Source organism: Faecalicatena orotica (genome assembly GCF_003149245.1).
Classification (GTDB): Bacteria; Bacillota; Clostridia; order Lachnospirales; family Lachnospiraceae; genus Faecalicatena_A; species Faecalicatena_A orotica.
This window is the reverse complement of record NZ_QGDL01000006.1, coordinates 37,500-54,701: the sequence shown is the minus strand read 5'-3', so window position 1 is coordinate 54,701 and position 17,202 is coordinate 37,500. Positions and strand designations below refer to the sequence as shown.

At 43.7% G+C, this 17,202-nt stretch carries 16 protein-coding genes, 1 tRNA gene and 1 other annotated feature; of the genes, 15 read left to right on the top strand and 2 right to left on the bottom strand.

All coding sequences use genetic code 11. The annotated features are described in order from the left end of the window. The first annotated feature begins 57 nt into the window (after positions 1-57). A complete protein-coding gene (locus tag A8806_RS10590; RefSeq protein WP_109731175.1) occupies positions 58-876 on the top strand; it encodes a glucosaminidase domain-containing protein in 819 nt (272 codons plus the stop codon). Between the two features lie 54 nt (positions 877-930). On the opposite strand, the gene A8806_RS10585 is transcribed toward A8806_RS10590, so the two are convergent. Together A8806_RS10585 and A8806_RS26170 are read right to left on the bottom strand one after the other, a co-directional pair. Beyond that, positions 931-1,003: transfer RNA gene (locus A8806_RS10585), tRNA-Ala, on the bottom strand. Positions 1,004-1,053: 50 nt separating this feature from the next. Further along, positions 1,054-1,803 (bottom strand): hypothetical protein, encoded by a 750-nt coding sequence (locus A8806_RS26170; RefSeq protein WP_181368659.1) that lies wholly within the window; start codon positions 1,801-1,803, stop codon positions 1,054-1,056. A 536-nt stretch (positions 1,804-2,339) separates the two neighbouring features. Here A8806_RS26170 and A8806_RS10575 point away from each other — a divergent pair. The 14 genes from A8806_RS10575 to A8806_RS10520 all read left to right on the top strand — a co-directional run bounded on the left by A8806_RS10575 (position 2,340) and on the right by A8806_RS10520 (position 17,152). After that, complete coding sequence (locus A8806_RS10575) at positions 2,340-3,548, top strand: MFS transporter (RefSeq protein ID WP_109731174.1); 1,209 nt, start codon at positions 2,340-2,342, stop codon at positions 3,546-3,548. Between the two features lie 41 nt (positions 3,549-3,589). Beyond that, a complete protein-coding gene (locus A8806_RS10570; RefSeq protein WP_109731173.1) occupies positions 3,590-4,027 on the top strand; it encodes a P-loop NTPase family protein in 438 nt (145 codons plus the stop codon). 408 nt (positions 4,028-4,435) lie between these two features. Further along, positions 4,436-4,670 (top strand) — a binding site (T-box leader). Between the two features lie 122 nt (positions 4,671-4,792). Continuing rightward, positions 4,793-7,444, top strand: a complete 2,652-nt coding sequence (locus A8806_RS10565) for a valine--tRNA ligase (protein WP_109731172.1) — start codon at positions 4,793-4,795, stop codon at positions 7,442-7,444. A gap of 11 nt (positions 7,445-7,455) precedes the next feature. Continuing rightward, positions 7,456-9,675 (top strand): LTA synthase family protein, encoded by a 2,220-nt coding sequence (locus tag A8806_RS10560; protein ID WP_109731171.1) that lies wholly within the window; start codon positions 7,456-7,458, stop codon positions 9,673-9,675. Then, positions 9,672-10,955, top strand: a complete 1,284-nt coding sequence (locus A8806_RS10555) for a bifunctional folylpolyglutamate synthase/dihydrofolate synthase (RefSeq protein ID WP_109731170.1) — start codon at positions 9,672-9,674, stop codon at positions 10,953-10,955. Before A8806_RS10560 ends, A8806_RS10555 begins: the two co-directional genes overlap by 4 nt. A gap of 33 nt (positions 10,956-10,988) precedes the next feature. After that, complete coding sequence (locus tag A8806_RS26165; protein ID WP_181368680.1) at positions 10,989-11,126, top strand: hypothetical protein; 138 nt, start codon at positions 10,989-10,991, stop codon at positions 11,124-11,126. A 59-nt stretch (positions 11,127-11,185) separates the two neighbouring features. Continuing rightward, positions 11,186-12,640 carry a tetratricopeptide repeat protein gene (locus A8806_RS10550; protein WP_109731169.1) on the top strand — a complete coding sequence of 485 codons (1,455 nt, stop codon included), beginning with the start codon at positions 11,186-11,188 and terminating at the stop codon, positions 12,638-12,640. A gap of 368 nt (positions 12,641-13,008) precedes the next feature. Then, on the top strand, positions 13,009-13,323 hold the full coding sequence (locus tag A8806_RS10545; protein WP_109731168.1) for an STAS domain-containing protein: 315 nt from the start codon (positions 13,009-13,011) through the stop codon (positions 13,321-13,323). Next, positions 13,320-13,775, top strand: coding sequence for an anti-sigma F factor (spoIIAB, locus tag A8806_RS10540; RefSeq protein WP_109731167.1), 456 nt, complete (start codon positions 13,320-13,322; stop codon positions 13,773-13,775). The genes A8806_RS10545 and spoIIAB overlap by 4 nt, the downstream gene beginning before the upstream one ends. Continuing rightward, a complete protein-coding gene (gene sigF, locus A8806_RS10535; protein ID WP_109731166.1) occupies positions 13,754-14,473 on the top strand; it encodes an RNA polymerase sporulation sigma factor SigF in 720 nt (239 codons plus the stop codon). Before spoIIAB ends, sigF begins: the two co-directional genes overlap by 22 nt. Before the next feature lie 125 nt (positions 14,474-14,598). Further along, a complete protein-coding gene (locus A8806_RS26160) occupies positions 14,599-14,760 on the top strand; it encodes a hypothetical protein (protein WP_181368658.1) in 162 nt (53 codons plus the stop codon). Next, complete coding sequence (locus A8806_RS10530; RefSeq protein ID WP_109731165.1) at positions 14,750-15,415, top strand: stage V sporulation protein AA; 666 nt, start codon at positions 14,750-14,752, stop codon at positions 15,413-15,415. The genes A8806_RS26160 and A8806_RS10530 overlap by 11 nt, the downstream gene beginning before the upstream one ends. Then, a complete protein-coding gene (locus A8806_RS10525; RefSeq protein ID WP_109731164.1) occupies positions 15,375-15,791 on the top strand; it encodes a stage V sporulation protein AB in 417 nt (138 codons plus the stop codon). Before A8806_RS10530 ends, A8806_RS10525 begins: the two co-directional genes overlap by 41 nt. Positions 15,792-15,976: 185 nt before the next feature. Beyond that, complete coding sequence (locus A8806_RS10520; RefSeq protein ID WP_109731163.1) at positions 15,977-17,152, top strand: BMP family ABC transporter substrate-binding protein; 1,176 nt, start codon at positions 15,977-15,979, stop codon at positions 17,150-17,152. The last annotated feature ends 50 nt before the right edge of the window (positions 17,153-17,202 follow it).

Genomic DNA, 17,202 nt, shown 5'->3' with positions numbered 1-17,202 from the left:
TTTTTTTGCATATATTGTAAAGTAATAGGAACTTAATCTTAGGACAAGGGTGAGCGAATGGAATTTAAGGATTTTAATAAAGATAAGCTAAAAATATGGCTGGAGATTTTCCTTGCAGTTGTACTTGTGGCAGTAGTGGGGATCGCCGGGAACAAAGGTGTGTTTGACAAAAAGTCTGCCAAGGCGGCAGAAACGGTTCAGGCAAAGGAAGCCGAAGCACTTAAAAATGCTGAGAAGGAAAATGAGGCGGCTAAAACGGAAGGCACGGCGGACAAGGATGCATCTGGGGAAAAGAACGAAAAATCAGATACAGGTGAGACAGAAGAAGTGATAGCAGAAGGCCAGTACCCGATTATGGGTAAGAGTTCTGTCACTGTAGAACAGATGGTGGATTACTTCAACTCCAGCGGTGAAAAGTACCCGGAGAGTGCACTGGGAAAAGGCGGGGCCGACAGCATAGAGACTTTCTGCCAGATGTATTATGATGAGGCAGTAGCAGAGGGCGTACGCCCAGAAGTGGCTTTCGTACAGACTATGAAAGAGACCGGATGGCTCCAGTATGGCGGGGATGCATCCATAGAACAGTTTAATTTCGCCGGACTCGGCACAACAGGCGGCGGGGTGGCGGGAAATTCATACCCTGACGTAAAGACAGGAATACGGGCCCAGATCCAGCATCTGAAAGCATATGCGACGGTAGACTCGCTGACACAGGAGTGCGTGGATGACCGCTATGAATATGTTACAAAGGGATGTGCACCTTATGTAGAATGGCTCGGACAGCAGGAGAACCCGGAGGGATATGGATGGGCCACTGCGGATAATTATGGATATTCCATTGTAGATATGATTTCAAAATTAAAAGAAATGAAGTAAAACAAAAGGGGCATAACTTCTTATTTAAAAGATAAAAAGTTATGCCCCTTGATATGGAGTATACGGGATTCGAACCCGTGGCCTCAACAATGCGAATGTTGCGCGCTCCCAACTGCGCTAATACCCCATGAGAAAAGTATAACACTTCTGCACAGAATGGCAAGTATGAAATAGACTCTAGTCCTGATTTGACTGCAGTTCCTCGATTAACCTCTCAATAACAGCAGGATCCTCCTCCAGCAAATCTGCGATTTGTGCGGTTGAGCAGCCTTTTTTCAACTTTTTCTGTATTTGGATTTTTAAATGAGCGATATTTCCATCTTCAAAACCATCTTCAAAACCACTTTCGTAGCCCTCATCATATCCCTCTTTACGCAGTGCTTCAAAGTGAAGCTTATCATTAAAATTAGAGAGTATCATGTCCATCACCTCGTTACGGTTCTTTCTGAGAATATCAGCCAGTATCCCCTCTTCTATACATTCATCGACCGCTCTGTTCACGGCATCTTCTAGATTGTAGTTTCGATCCAGATATCCCCGGATGCGTGCAATGAAGCTGGCATACTCGTTGAGTTTCTGGCAGCGTCCCATCAGTTCTTTATTATGTCCCAGATTAACGTTCAGCATTTTGGCCCGGCACTCCAATGCAGGAATCTGGCCGTCAGGTAAATCGTAGAAGGCGTCAGACAGCCGTAATACCATCTCATCGGGGGCTGAATCTAATCCGTTATAAAAGATGAGATAGACAGGTGTCGGCAGGGAAATTAATTTATTTCCATAAATGTTAATCTGTTTGGAATCCACATAGGCCCTCAGGACGTCTGAAAAATAAAACAGTCCCCTAAGCGGCATATTTGGATTCAGTGTGCTTTGATGTTCATACAGGTTTAAAACATTGGCAATGAGAAAAGACAGATCATTTTTCATACCAAGGTATACTGCATCGCTGATTGTAGTTATGATCAACTCATCTGGATTTGTGTAACAGGTAGAGTTATCGCGTTGTATAAAGCAAGAAGGTCTTCCTTATTATGAAAGATTAACCGGAAGAGCTGATCTTTATATGTCCTGTTTATTCGATACTTGCGGCTGAATTTCCTGAACCTTTTAATTAATACGTTTTTCATATGTTCTTTCCTTTCATTTTAGCATAATTAGATTGGGAAAAATAGCAGTTTTCACCAGATACTTAGATAAAAAATTTTACTAAAAGCATTTTACGGTTGCTGCTCACTCCCCAGTCTATCACTACGCTGATAGGCTGGGAGGAAGAACGTAAAGTAGCCAATAAGCCTGCTCCTCGCCGTAGGCGACTTTAAATGAGCAGGCGCGTTACTGTTTACAGGCTTGTCTGTGAACAGTAACACTTTACGTTAAATAATATTTAAAAGCAGTAAATAATATGTTAGTATAAAAAATATAACATTTGATATTAGCTTTTTGACGATAAGAAAGGTATTCATATGATAGAAAGAACAGAAGCAAAAAAAATAGATAGAGTTAAAAAAATTTATTTGTATTTGAATTGCCTGTTTGAATTTTATGCTGGAATTACTGGAGCAACCTTTATACTATTCTTATACAGTAATCATCTTGATACAATGGAAACGAATACCGTTGTTGCTGTTTCTCTTATTACAGCGTTCTTTATGGAAATACCAACTGGAGCTTTGGCTGATTATTTAGGCTATGTAAAAACATCAATTCTTACGGGGATATTATTATGTATCACGAATATAATTTTTCTGTTTTGTAATACAATTACGTTGTTCGTTGTGGCTCAAATTTGTCTAGGCATAGCCTGTGCATTTGAATCAGGAACATTAGATGCCTGGGTTATAGAAAATACGTCTCAAAAAGAAAGTGAACATATTTTTATAAAAAAGAATAAATACATTTCTATTATAATGATCGTGGCTGGATTTATGGGTGGTATTATTGCAGATTTTTGTTTGAAGGGAATTTTCCTGTTTGCATTAATAGCATCTTTAATATTTGTCGGCCTTAGTGTTTTTATTATGCCTAAGTTACAAGGGAGCTTTGAAAGAGAACAGAAATATAGCATTTTGGATAATGTTAATGGAATGAAAAAAATTGTTAGTGATAGTTTTCATTATTGCATTAAGGACAAAAGTATCAGAAACATTATTTTATTCAATAGTGTTTTGACATTTGCATTTTCGCCAGTATTTGTTTTTTGGTCGCCGGTTTTGTACAATTTTGAATATGTCAACTATACTTTAATAGGTATGGCATGGGTTTTTATGCGGGCAGCTATGTTAGTGGGAAATATTGTATTGGAAAAATGGCTGCGTAAATCATTTCTTACACTTTCTGCAGTTTCTGTTGCCTGTGGCTTGTGCATTATAGGATTAGCATTTTTAAAAAAATTTTGGTTATTGTTTCTAGGTATACTATTGTTTGAATTTCTATTGGGTTTAATTTATCCACTTAAAGAAACCGTTTTAAATGTAGGAATTGAGAGTACCAATCGTGCTACTATTTTATCGTTTAATTCATTAGTTGCAAGTTTATTTAATTATGTCTCCATGATTTTAATGGGAAAATTAGCAACAATTTTCACGATAGAGATGACGTGGATATGTAGTGGAATTACACTTGTCATTATATCAACAGTGATATTAGTTCCCAATATCAAAAAAATGGCATGAGACCAGAAGGCTGTCACCGATATTAAAGAAAGGCTTTAAAAATGAAATTAGGTGAAAAGATTGTAATTGTAGGTTCGTGCGGAAGCGGGAAGACAACGCTTAGTAATCGTCTTAGTGAGATTAGCGGCATAGAAGTTATTCATTTGGACAGAATATATTGGCAGGCTGATTGGATAAGTATTTCTGAGGATGCATTTAGAAATGAACAGATAAAACTTTTAAGAAAAGCGCGGTGGATTGTTGATGGTAATTATGCTTCAAGTTTTGAACTTAGACTGACGAAAGCAGATACTGTGATTTTTTTGGATTATAATAGATACATATGTATTTGGAGAGTGCTGAAACGCTGGATGAAATTTCGGGGCAGATTAAGACCAGATGTGGCGGACGGATGCTATGAAAAGATGGAGTGGGATTTTTTGAAATATATTTGGAGGTTCCCCAAGGATACAAGACCATTAATGCTAGAGCGTGTTTGATAATTCATTGTACACGTCTGACCGCCCCACTTCACGACCTATTTGAGCCAAATTTTATCAACGTAGAACCACTACGCCTCAAAAATTTGGCTCAAATATCTCGCGAATTGAGTCGATCAGCCGTATACATGATTTATCAAATACGCTCTAGATATTCTTGATAAATATGAAAATTTAAATAAGATCATTTAAAAAAATACACAAGAAACGAATAGGATGATTGAAACTTTAGAAAATAGGTTAGGATAAGGGGAAAATACAAACAGGAAAATTGTACAGATAGCTTTGCACCTGACTGCACACGTTTTATTGAAAAATCTTAAGTTTCTTTAAACATCCTTGACAAATCGCCACTTCAAAGATATGATATTCTGTAGTTAATATAAAGTTAACAATTTATTCATATGTATAAAGGTGCTGATGAAGAGGAGTACATAATGACTCTTGCCAGAGAGAACCATCCATTGGCTGTAAGGTGGTTTCAAGAAAGGATTATGGAAGGTAGCTTCTGAACCGGATATCTGAAGCGAGTAATAGGATGTCCCGGAGTTGTTCGCGTTAAAGGACTGTTAAGAAATGCCACAGGCAGGAAGCATATGAGGCATGAAAATTAAGGTGGTACCGCGTAGAACACGCCCTTTACATATTTGTAAAGGGCTTTTTAAATGTTCAAAAGTGTGAAAAAACAGTGAAAACATAACTGGCCGGACCCCGGGTAGTTACGGAAAATTTATTATTCTTATGAGGGAGAGCAAGGAGGACACTATGAGTAAGGAATTGGCTAAGACTTATAATCCAAAAGAAATCGAAGAAAAATTGTATGACAAATGGTGTGAGAACAAGTATTTTCATGCAGAAGTGGACAGGAGCAGGAAGCCGTTTACAACGGTAATGCCTCCTCCGAATATTACAGGCAAGCTGCATATGGGACATGCGCTGGATAATACACTGCAGGATATCCTGATCCGTTATAAAAGAATGGAAGGATACAATGCACTGTGGATTCCGGGAACGGACCATGCTGCAATCTCCACAGAAGTCAAGGTTACGAACCAGCTGAAAGAAGAAGGCATTGATAAAAAAGAATTAGGACGTGAAGGATTTCTGGAGAGAACATGGCAGTGGAAGGAAGAATATGCCGGAACGATTGAGAACCAGCTGAAGAAACTGGGGATCTCCTGTGACTGGGACAGAGAGCGTTTCACAATGGACGAGGGGTGTTCCAAGGCTGTTGAGGAAGTATTCATTAAATTATATGAAAAGGGATATATCTACAAAGGGTCCAGAATTATCAACTGGTGTCCGGTATGTAAGACGTCATTATCAGATGCAGAGGTTGAGCATGAGGAGCAGGACGGACATTTCTGGCATATCAAGTATCCGATCGTAGGAACAGACCGTTTCCTTGAGATCGCTACGACACGGCCGGAGACTATGCTGGGGGATACGGCGATTGCGGTTCACCCGGATGACGAACGTTATAAAGACATTGTAGGAAAGAAAGCACTGCTTCCGCTGGTAAACAGAGAAATTCCTATTGTAGCCGATTATTATGTAGATAAGGAGTTTGGAACAGGTGCGGTAAAGATCACACCAGCACATGACCCGAATGACTTCGAGGTGGGAAAACGCCATGACCTGCCGGAAATCAACATCATGAATGATGATGCCACCATCAATGAAAAGGGCGGCAGATATGCGGGAATGGAACGCTATGAGGCGAGAAAGGCAATTGTTGCCGACTTAGAAGAACAGGGATATCTTGTTAAGATTGAGCCGCATTCTCATAATGTAGGAACACATGACCGCTGTAAGACAACGGTCGAGCCGCTCATCAAGCAGCAGTGGTTCGTGAAGATGGAAGAACTGGCAAAACCTGCAATCAACGCTTTAAAGACCGGCGAACTGAAATTCGTACCGGAGAGATTCGATAAGATCTATCTGCACTGGCTTGAGAACATCAAAGACTGGTGTATATCCAGGCAGATATGGTGGGGACACAGAATCCCGGCATATTACTGCGATGAGTGCGGTGAATTTGTTGTAGCAAAAGAAGTTCCGGGAAAATGCCCGCATTGCGGCTGTACCCATTTTACACAGGATGAGGATACACTGGATACATGGTTTAGTTCAGCACTGTGGCCGTTCTCCACACTGGGATGGCCTGAGAAAACAGAAGATCTGGATTATTTTTACCCGACAGACGTACTCGTAACGGGGTATGACATCATCTTCTTCTGGGTAATCCGCATGGTATTCTCCGGCTATGAGCATACAGGGAAATCTCCATTCCACACAGTTCTGATTCACGGCCTTATCAGAGATTCACAGGGACGCAAGATGAGTAAATCTCTCGGAAACGGGATCGATCCTCTGGAGGTTATAGACCAGTACGGGTCCGACGCTCTGCGTCTTACTCTTGTTACAGGGAATGCTCCTGGTAATGATATGCGTTTCTACCATGAAAGAGTGGAGGCGAGCAGAAACTTTGCAAACAAGGTATGGAATGCATCCAGATTTATTCTGATGAACATTGAAAATGAACAGCTGACACGGCCGGAGTTATCTGATCTTGCAGAAGCTGATAAATGGATTTTATCGAAAGTGAACACTCTGGCAAAAGATGTGACAGAGAACATGGATAAATTCGAGCTCGGTATAGCAGTACAGAAGGTCTATGATTTCATATGGGATGAATTTTGCGACTGGTATATTGAGATGGCTAAATTCCGTATCTATCACAAAGAGGAAAACCCACAGGCCGCAAACTGTGCACTCTGGACCCTGAAGACGGTTCTGGGTCAGGCACTGAAGATGCTGCATCCATTTATGCCTTTTGTAACGGAAGAAATCTACAGCGCCCTTGTTCCGGAGGAGGAATCACTGATGATTTCAAGCTGGCCGGTATATCAGGAGGAATTCTGTTTTGAATCAGCCGAGAATATTGTGGACCATATGAAGGAAGTCATCCGTGGAATCCGTAACATCAGGGCAGAGATGAATGTAGAAAACGGACGTAAAACGAAGGTTTATATTGTAACAGGGAGCAGTGAATTATGCAGCGGGTTCGAAACGCTGACTGATTCTGTAAGGCCTCTGATGAATGCCTCAGAGATATTTATCAGTAAGGAAAAGCAGGGGATTGCAGAGGATGCGGTTTCCATCGTTGTTCCGGATGCTTCAGTATATCTTCCACTGGAAGATCTGGTTGATTTCGAGCAGGAGATGGAACGTCTGAAAAAAGAAGAAGAAAAATTGACCAAAGAAATTGCGAGGGCAAAAGGAATGCTCGCGAATGAAAAGTTTGTCAGCAAGGCTCCTGAGGCAAAGGTTCAGGAAGAAAAGGAAAAACTGGAGAAGTATACACAAATGCTTGCCCAGGTTCAGGAGAGAATGGCTGGCTTAAAGAAAGCATAGAGAGGTCTTAAATGAAACACATTCAAATTAAGAAACCTGATATTAAAGGATTTTTTCACAAGATCAAGAACTTGAAAAAGGAAGATATAAAAGCACACTGGGAGGAGAGAAAAAAGCGGCGCGAGCGGATACTGGAACAGCGCCGCAACAGCAGGTTTGCGAAGAAGATGCAGCCGGTCTATAGGTTCATGGACAGATTTTCACTTGTTTTCCACTATCTGCTTGCCTGTGTGCTGAACTTTATCATCGAAATCATATCCAGACATTCTCTGTTCGAGGCATGGGATTATATGGTTGGGACTCCAAAAGTGTTCCTGTTTAATGCATTCCTGATATTTGCCACATTTTCCATTGTATATATGGTCAGGCGGAGAGTGTTTGCCAGAATCCTGTTAAGTGTATTCTGGCTGTTCCTTGGGACATGTAACGGATACCTGCTGTTAAAGAGGGTTACGCCTTTTAATGCCCAGGACCTGAAAGTATTGTCGGATGCACTGGCACTGACGGGGAATTATTTCAATACATTTGAGCTGATCCTTCTGATTGTGGGTATTGTGGCAGTTGTACTGTGGGTAATCTCCATGTGGCGCAGGGGCGGTCAGTTTACAGGGAAGATGCACCGTATTATCGCTCTGATCGGTGTTGTGTTCTGGCTGGGGGCCTACGTGGTCCTGACAAATATAGCAATTGACAAGAGAGTGGTATCAAACTACTTCGGGAACATCGCATTTGCATATGAAGACTATGGTTTCCCGTACTGCTTCACAGCGAGTATTTTTAACACCGGGATATCAGAACCGGCCGGATACAGTGAGGCTGCGATGGATAAAATCAGTAATAACGGGGATATCACCAAAAGTGAGACTAGCAGGTCCGAAGATGAACTTCCTAATATCATCTTTGTGCAGCTGGAATCTTATTTTGACCCGACAGAAGTAGACTGGCTTCAGTTTTCCGAGGACCCGATCCCGAATCTGAGGAAAATGTACAGTGAGCATTCGGCCGGCTATTTCAAGGTGCCATCAGTCGGCGCAGGAACAGCGAATACCGAATTTGAAGTACTGACCGGTATGAGCATGCGTTTCTTTGGACCGGGAGAATATCCGTATAAGACTTATGCAAAGACGAAAGTATTGGAGAGTGCGGCGACGGCTCTTGGCAGTCTGGGATATGGGGCAGAAGCACTTCATAACAATGGCGGTAACTTCTACAGCCGTGCACAGGTGTTCAACCATATGGGATTTGACCATTATACAAGCAAGGAGTTTATGAATATCCTGCAGACCACGCCGAAGGGCTGGGCAACGGATGATATCCTGATCCCTAATATTCTGGAATCTATGGATACGACAGAACAGCAGGATTTTGTATTTACGATCAGTGTCCAGGGACACGGCGATTATCCGACGGAGAAAATGATAGAGAACCCGGAGATTGTTGTCAGCGGCGTAGAGGATGAAGGAAAACGCAATTCATGGGAATATTATGTCAATGAAGTCCACGAGATGGATAAATTTGCCGGCAATCTTGTGAAGGCAATCGAAGAACGAGGAGAGCCGACAGTCATTGTATTTTACGGTGACCATCTGCCGACGATGGGACTGGAAGCGAAGGACTTGAAGAGCAGATATCTCTATAATACAAATTATGTTATCTGGGACAACATCGGACTGAAGAAAGAAGACAGGAACATCCCGGCATATCAGATAATGGCAGACGTTTTTGAGCGGCTTGATATTCATTCAGGTACGGTGTTCAATTATCACCAACAGAGAAGGCAGACGAAGAATTACCTGTCCGACCTCGAACTTCTTCAGTATGACATCCTGTATGGCAAGCAATACGTCTATAAGGACAGCGGGCAGCCGATCACGGAAGGCCATATGGCGATGGGGGTAAAGGATGCGGTCATTACAGAACTGGTGTCACAGCTTGATGGAACTTACAGTATATATGGAGAGAACTTTACGAAGCAGAGTAAAGTATATATCAATGGCGAGAAACAGAGCAGCAGTTTCCTCAATAATACAAGAATTGACCTGAAGGACGCCACCCTGTCAGACGGCGATATCATACAGGTGAACCAGGTGGGCTCCAGCAGCACGATCTTCAGGACTTCCGCAGAGTATGAGTATAAGGAAGGGAAGCTGACGGAACTGCCGGCTGATCCGGATGCACCTGCACAGGGAACAAATGCGTTTACGACGCAGAATGCAGGTGAGGAAAAGTGACATACACGGAAGCAGCAGAATATATCCTGAATATACCGAAGTTTACGACAAAAAATAAACCGGAGCATACCCGTGCGTTTCTTTCTTTTCTCGGAGAGCCGCAGGAGCGCGTCAAAGTTCTGCATGCAGCCGGAACGAACGGGAAAGGTTCAGTCTGTGCATACCTCCATGCCATGCTGCTTGCACAGGGGAAGACGGCAGGGCTGTTTACCTCGCCGCACCTTGTAAAAATTAATGAAAGAATCGTAATAAACAGAGATCAGATCAGCGATGATGCTTTTCTGGATATCTTTGAATTTGTATTGGGAAAAGTGAAGGAGATGGAGGCGGAAGGACTGCCCCATCCGACCTTCTTTGAGTTTCTGTTCGGCATGGCGGTGACGGCGTTTGCATCGGCCGGTGTAGAATATGCCGTGCTGGAGACAGGCCTTGGCGGACGTCTGGATGCGACAAATTCAGTTCAGCATCCACTTGTTACGGCTATCACGTCAATCGGTCTGGACCATACGGCGATCCTCGGTGACACCCTTGCAGCTATTGCATTTGAAAAAGCAGGGATCATAAAGCCGGGTGTGCCTGTTTTCTATGCAGATACCACGGAAGAGAGCAACCGTGTGATCGAACAGAGGGCCGCAGAACTTGGGACACCCTGTAAAAAAATAGGGAAAGACGCGTACGAAATTCTCGGAATCAGGGACAAACATATTGCATTTTCCTGCGTAAATGCGTATTATGGAAATACCACATGGAGTCTGAATAATATAGGGATTTACCAGCCGGGCAATGCCGTACTGGCTTTGGAAATCATGAGGTTTGTCTTTGGAGAGGAAGGACGTCCTGATCTCTGGAGAGAGGCCCTGCATGAACTCAAGTGGGAAGGGCGCATGGAAGAAGTCCTTAAGGATGTATACGTGGACGGGGCGCATAATGTCAGTGCAGTGGAAGGTTTTTTGCGCAGTCTTCCGGAGAAAGAGGCGAATATCATCCTTTTTTCTGCGGTAAATGATAAAGACTACGAAGAAATGATCGCCTGCCTGTGCAGGAATGTGGATACGGATTTTTATATCATTACCCGGATTGAAGACAAAAGAGCAGCACATACTAAGGAGCTGCAGCATATTTTTGAAACATACACAGATAAGCCTGTTTTTGTGAGAGAATCTTTGGAAGAGGCAATTGACTTTGCACTCGAACATCAGCATGGCAGGAAAATATACTGTCTGGGTTCTCTTTATCTGGCAGGAATGATGAAAGGGTACTGTAACTCCGGTGAACAGTAACGATAAATGAACTGATTAAGAAAAGGAGGCCGCATGATGCTTGATTATGAAGAGGAACTTAAGAAGTTTAAGCCGAGTCTGGAAGTGGAAGACATAGAAGATGCAGTTTATCAGGAAGATTTATCAGACATGACGGACCTGCTTCGGGAAGTCATGGATCAGACGAAGTAAAAGTAAGAGTATCTGTTCATGCTTCTGAACAGATACAGGAAAGATTATGGTGAGCATAGATGGACTATACGAAGAAGATCTTGTACCAGTCGAACTACTGGTATAATGATGGGCTGAGGAAAGCACAGATACGGGATATGTCCGGCGCGGTTACCTCCCTTCGGCGGAGTTTACAATATAATAGAGAGAATATTGCAGCCAGGAATCTTTTGGGGCTAGTTTATTACGGACGGGGAGAAGTGGCAGAAGGACTGGTAGAGTGGATCATCAGCAAGAATTTAAAGCCGAGAGATAATATAGCAAGTTACTTTATCAGCAGGGTGCAGGCATCAGCAAGTGAGTTGGATGTGGTGAATCAGGCGATCAGAAGATACAACCAGTGTCTGGTTTACTGTGAGCAGAACGGGGAAGATCTGGCAATCATACAGCTGAAAAAGGTGATTGCAGCCCACCCGTCATTTTTGAAAGCCTATCAGCTGCTGGCACTTCTGTATCTGCACACGGAGCAGTACGCGAAGGCGAGGCAGGCCTTAAGGACAGCAAGAAAGCTTGATACGACCAATGAGATGACGCTGCGGTACATGCATGAGCTGACAAACTTAAGGGGCCAGAAGATCAAGGATGATAAACCGAAGAAAGAGGAAGCGGTTGAGTATAATCTTGGAAATGAGACGATCATTCAGCCGAAGCACTCGGTGGCAAAAGCGCTCGCGAGTAAGTTTACAGTGATGAATATTGTTGTAGGGGCGTTTATAGGGGCCGCGATCATCTGGTTTCTGATTGTTCCGGCGGTCGACCAGACAAAGAATGAGAAGGTGAACCAGCAGATTGTCGAATACAGTGAGCGGATCAATGCCCTTGAGGCACAGATCAGCGCCCAGACAAGGACACTGGATGAATACCGTAAGAACGATACGGATACTGAGAATAATGCCCAAAGCGCGGCAAGTACTGCTGACAGCTATGAAAATCTGCTGACGGCGTATAACCAGTGGACATCCCAGAGTTATACCGATGATGTGATGGCAGACTCCCTTTTGAATGTAAACAGAGATTCTCTGGGAGACGGCGGAAAGGCACTTTATGACGAGATGTCCGCAGATGTATTCCCGGGGGCAAGCGAGTCTTTATATTCAGGTGGAACCGCATCTCTGGAAGTAGCCAACTATGACACGGCCATCGCCTCTCTTGGCAAGGTAATCCGTATGGATGAAAACTATGACAGCGGAGGCGCGCTTCTGAATCTCGGTCTGGCATATATGAGGAACGGAGATAATGACAACGCAGTAAAGTATCTGAAGCGTGTAATTGAGCTCTTTCCGGATACAGATAATGCGCAGGAGGCCCAGAACGGTCTGAGCAGCATTTCCCAGGGCGGTACTACCGATGGCGGTGCGGACACCCAGAATGCAGATGGCCAGAATTCTGATACCGGCAGTACGGATGCAGGCAATACCGATTCGGGGGATACCGATGCTCCGGTACAGGATACCGGTGCAGAAGACGGTTATTAAAGCAGGGCCCCAATTAGTGAAAGATTAAGATACAGCACAGATATGGAACATACATAAGAGACAGGAAAAGCAGGGCAATAAGTTTTTTCAGTCTGATTTACACAGGATAAGGATATGTAGGATATTACATATCCTTTTTCTGATACCTGAAACGGGACTGGTGAGGGTTACTGTTCGCACCGTGCCGTGCACCCCGCTGCACGGTATCGGGCCAATAAAGTGATGGCCTCAGGGCATCTGCTTCTCGCCGAAGGCGACTTGAAATAAGCAGATGCCGTTACTGTGCACGTCCGAAGGGCGTGCACAGTAACTGGTGGGGAGCACCTTGAAGACCGGAACGATATGATTTAAAATAGAGGAGGAGTACTATGAAGTATCAGGTGCAGGAGAACTGCCTGACGATCTACCTGCCCAAAGAGGTAGACCATCATAATGCGGAGGAAATGCGTAAAAACGCAGACACATTAATTGAGAAAAACCATATCAAATATGTCATTTTTGACTTTGGGATGACAGATTTCATGGACAGTTCGGGAATCGGCGTCATAATGGGAAGATATAAGATTATCCGCCTGATCGGCGGGGAAGTCTGGGCGGTTCATGCAAATGCAAGAATTAAGAAGATCCTGACCATGTCGGGGGTGACAAAAATAATGCAGATATATGAGGAGGACGAGGCATGAAAAACACAAATGAAATGGAGATCATTTTTGACAGCCATTCGTCAAATGAGGGGTTTGCGAGAGTATCAGTGGCGGCATTTTTAACCCAGTTAAATCCTACAGTTGAAGAAGTGGCAGATGTAAAGACCGCGATATCAGAGGCAGTGACGAATGCAGTCATCCACGGCTACGAAAATGAGATACATAAGGTTTCCATCCGCTGCCGGATTGAGGGACAGCAGATTACGGTGGAAGTAAAAGATAACGGGGTCGGCATCGAAGATGTGGAACAGGCAATGACTCCCTTATATACAAGCAAGCCAGAGCTGGAACGTTCCGGAATGGGATTTGCGTTCATGGAAGCCTTTATGGATTCAGTAGAAGTCGAGTCCGCCCCGGGTGAAGGCACAACGGTGCGGATGAAGAAAACCATCGGTAAAGGAAGGGAGCTATGGACCACACAATCGCTTTAATCAGACAATCACACGATGGGGATAAAAAAGCGAGAGAACAGTTAGTAGAAGAAAATGTGGGACTTATCTGGTGTGTTGTGAAAAGATTCTACGGCAGGGGTACGGATGCGGAAGACCTGTTCCAGATCGGAAGCATAGGCTTATTGAAAGCAATCGATAAATTCGACCTGTCCTATGACGTGAAATTTTCCACTTACGCGGTCCCCATGATTTCAGGAGAAATCAAACGTTTCCTGCGGGATGACGGTATGATAAAAGTAAGCCGTTCTTTAAAAGAACTGTCTTACAAGATCTTCCAGACAAGAGAGGCACTCATAGCTAAACTGGACAGGGAGCCTACGCTGGAAGAATTGGCAGAGACGATGGAGGTTGATAAAGAGGAGATTGTACAGGCAATGGAGGCCGGAGGTGAAGTTGAATCACTGTACAAGCCGATCCACCAGAAGGAGGGCAATGAGATCCGGCTCGTGGACAAACTGGAAGAAAAAGACCGGAAAGAAGACAAGATCTTGGACCATATGCTTCTGAAACAATTGCTGGAGAGTCTGGATAAGGAGGAACGGCAGTTGATCTATCTGCGGTATTTTGCAGATGAAACGCAGACACAGGTTGGAAAAAAACTTGGAATTTCACAGGTACAAGTCTCGCGTATGGAGAAGCGGATTATAGAAAATATGAGGAAACTGGGGACCGTCTGACGGTCCTTTTCCTTTTTCCTGAAAAAGCACACCATCGTCTTTTCAGAATCAGATGTATAGTTTTTCCGAAATTTAAGATACTAGCATTAAGCGATTTTTATTTCAGGAAAGGTCAGGTGGTTTTTATGGAGAACGGCAGGAGGAAGATTCGTATTTGTTTATTCGGAATCGTGCTTGCGGCGGTTGTGGTTGGAATCTTTTACTATTATTTCAGCGGCAGCGGACAGGTCAGGAGCAGTGAGGGGACTTTAATCAAAGGGCCTGAGGTGGAATACTATGGCTGTTAATCATGATACTGTTTATTTGAAAGGCGACCGGGATGTGGAGGTCCAGAAAAAGGATATCACTCTCGGGGATATCGTAGCTCTGGAATGCAGCAACAAGGATATCATTCCAAAACTGAAGACTCTGAAAATTCTAAAGATCCCGGATAATGGAAAACAGCGTTTTGTCATTTCTATATTAAAGATTATTGCCTGTATACACGAAAAATATCCGGGACTTGAGGTTCAGAATCTGGGTGAGCAGGATATTATTATCACTTATGAAGAACAGAAAACTCCCGGCATGTTTTACCATGTCTTAAAAACAGGCATTGTCGTGCTGATTACGTTCTGTGGCGCGGCTTTTTCAATTATGGCATTCAATAATGACGTTTCGTCAGCCAAACTGTTTAAACAAATTTACGAATTTGTGACAGGGACGAAGTCGAATGGCTTTACAATTATGGAAGTCACATATTCGATCGGAATTACTGTCGGCATACTTGTCTTTTTCAACCATTTCGGGAAAAAGCGTTTTACGGTTGAACCGACGCCGATGGAAGTACAGATGCGTCTTTATGAGAATGATATTCAGACAACTCTGATTGAAGATGCATCCAGAAGGGAGCAGGAACTTGATGTGGGTAAATCAAATCATATTAGCAGTCATCGGACTTAGCGGCGGACTTGTCGTTGCGGGAGGCTTGTTTTCATTTATTATCGAGCTGGGGGTGGTCGCGGATTTTGCAGACAGGACCCATACGGCGGAACATATCCTGCTCTATGAAGACTGTGTGGCCATCGGTGGAATCGCAGGGAATTTGATTTCTGTTTTTCAGATCCATATCCCGAACGGGGCATGGCTGCTTCCCGTGTTTGGCCTGCTTGCAGGAATATTTGTAGGATGCTGGTCAATGGCGCTGGCGGAAATACTGAATGTTTTTCCAATCTTTGTCAGGAGGCTTAAAATTGTAAGGTATATATCTGTTTTTGTAGTTAGTATGGCGTTGGGGAAAGGGCTCGGTTCCCTGCTGTTCTTTTTCAAGGGATGGTAGGAACCGATATCAGGCAGGAAATTGGTAGAATTGCAAGCACAACGTGTTAAATATTCTGAAAAAATACTACAGATATCTTGACTTATTTTTGCGGTCAGTGTAATATTTAAATATAGTAATCGGCTATCCAATGAAGGAATATGTTTCTTAAAAGGGTAGCCAGTTTTTTTGTAGGAGGAGAAGATATGAAAAAGAAGATTTTGAGCGCAATACTGTGCGCGACAATGGTCATCGGTATGTTGGCCGGATGTGGTTCCAAACCGGCAGCGGAAGCGGACAAGTCCACAAGTGACGACACAAAGACAGAGAGCACAAAGGGCATCGCCAAGGAAGACATTAAAGTCGGATTTGTGCATGTATCCGACGCGAGTGACATGGGATATACATACAACCATGACCTTGGGACAAAGGAAATGCAGGAAGCAATTGGCTTAAGTGATGACCAGATCGTCAATAAGTTCAATGTTCCAGAGGGAGCAGAGTGTGATACTGCTTTAAGGGAACTCGTAGATGCAGGCTGCAATATCATCTTTGCAACCAGTTTTGGATTTGAGGATTATGTAAAAGAAGTAGCGGCAGAGTATCCAGACATTCAGTTCTGCCACGCAACAGGATATCAGGCAAAAGATTCCGGACTTGACAACATGCATAACTATTTCGCATCTATTTATGAAGCACGTTATCTCGCAGGTATCGCAGCAGGTATGAAGACAGAATCCAACAAGCTCGGATATGTAGCTGCATTCCCGTTTGCAGAGGTTATCAGCGGATACACTGCATTTTATCTTGGCGCAAAGAGTGTGAATCCTGACGTAACTATGGATATCATGTATACAAACTCATGGAATGACCCAACTGTTGAGTCACAGGTTGCAAAGGCACTGATCGAGCGCGGATGTGATGTGATTTCCCAGCATTCCGACTCTACAGCTCCGGCAACAACAGCAGAAGAGAACGGCGCTTTCCAGGTTGGATATAACAATGACATGATTGAAGCTGCTCCGAAGGCTTCCCTGATTTCTGCACGTATCGACTGGGGCATCTATGTAACAGAAGCCGTACAGAATTTGATCGACGGAAAAGAGATTCCAGTAGACTGGTGCAAGGGTCTTGCAGACGGCGCAGTTTATCTGTCACCTCTGAATACCGACATTGCAGCAGAAGGAACCCAGGAAGCGATTGATAAGGCTTCAGACGCACTGAAATCAGGAGAACTCTATGTATTTGCAGGACCGCTGAAGGGTACAAGCCCTGACGGCGAGACAATTGAAGTTGCAGATGGCGATCATTACCCTGAGCAGGAAGAAGCATCCGCACCATCCTGGAGCTACATTATCGAAGGATGCAATGTGGTTGAATAAGTAAAGCTTCAGACTGAGAGAAGTTCAGTTCATTGACAGAGCCGTTGTAT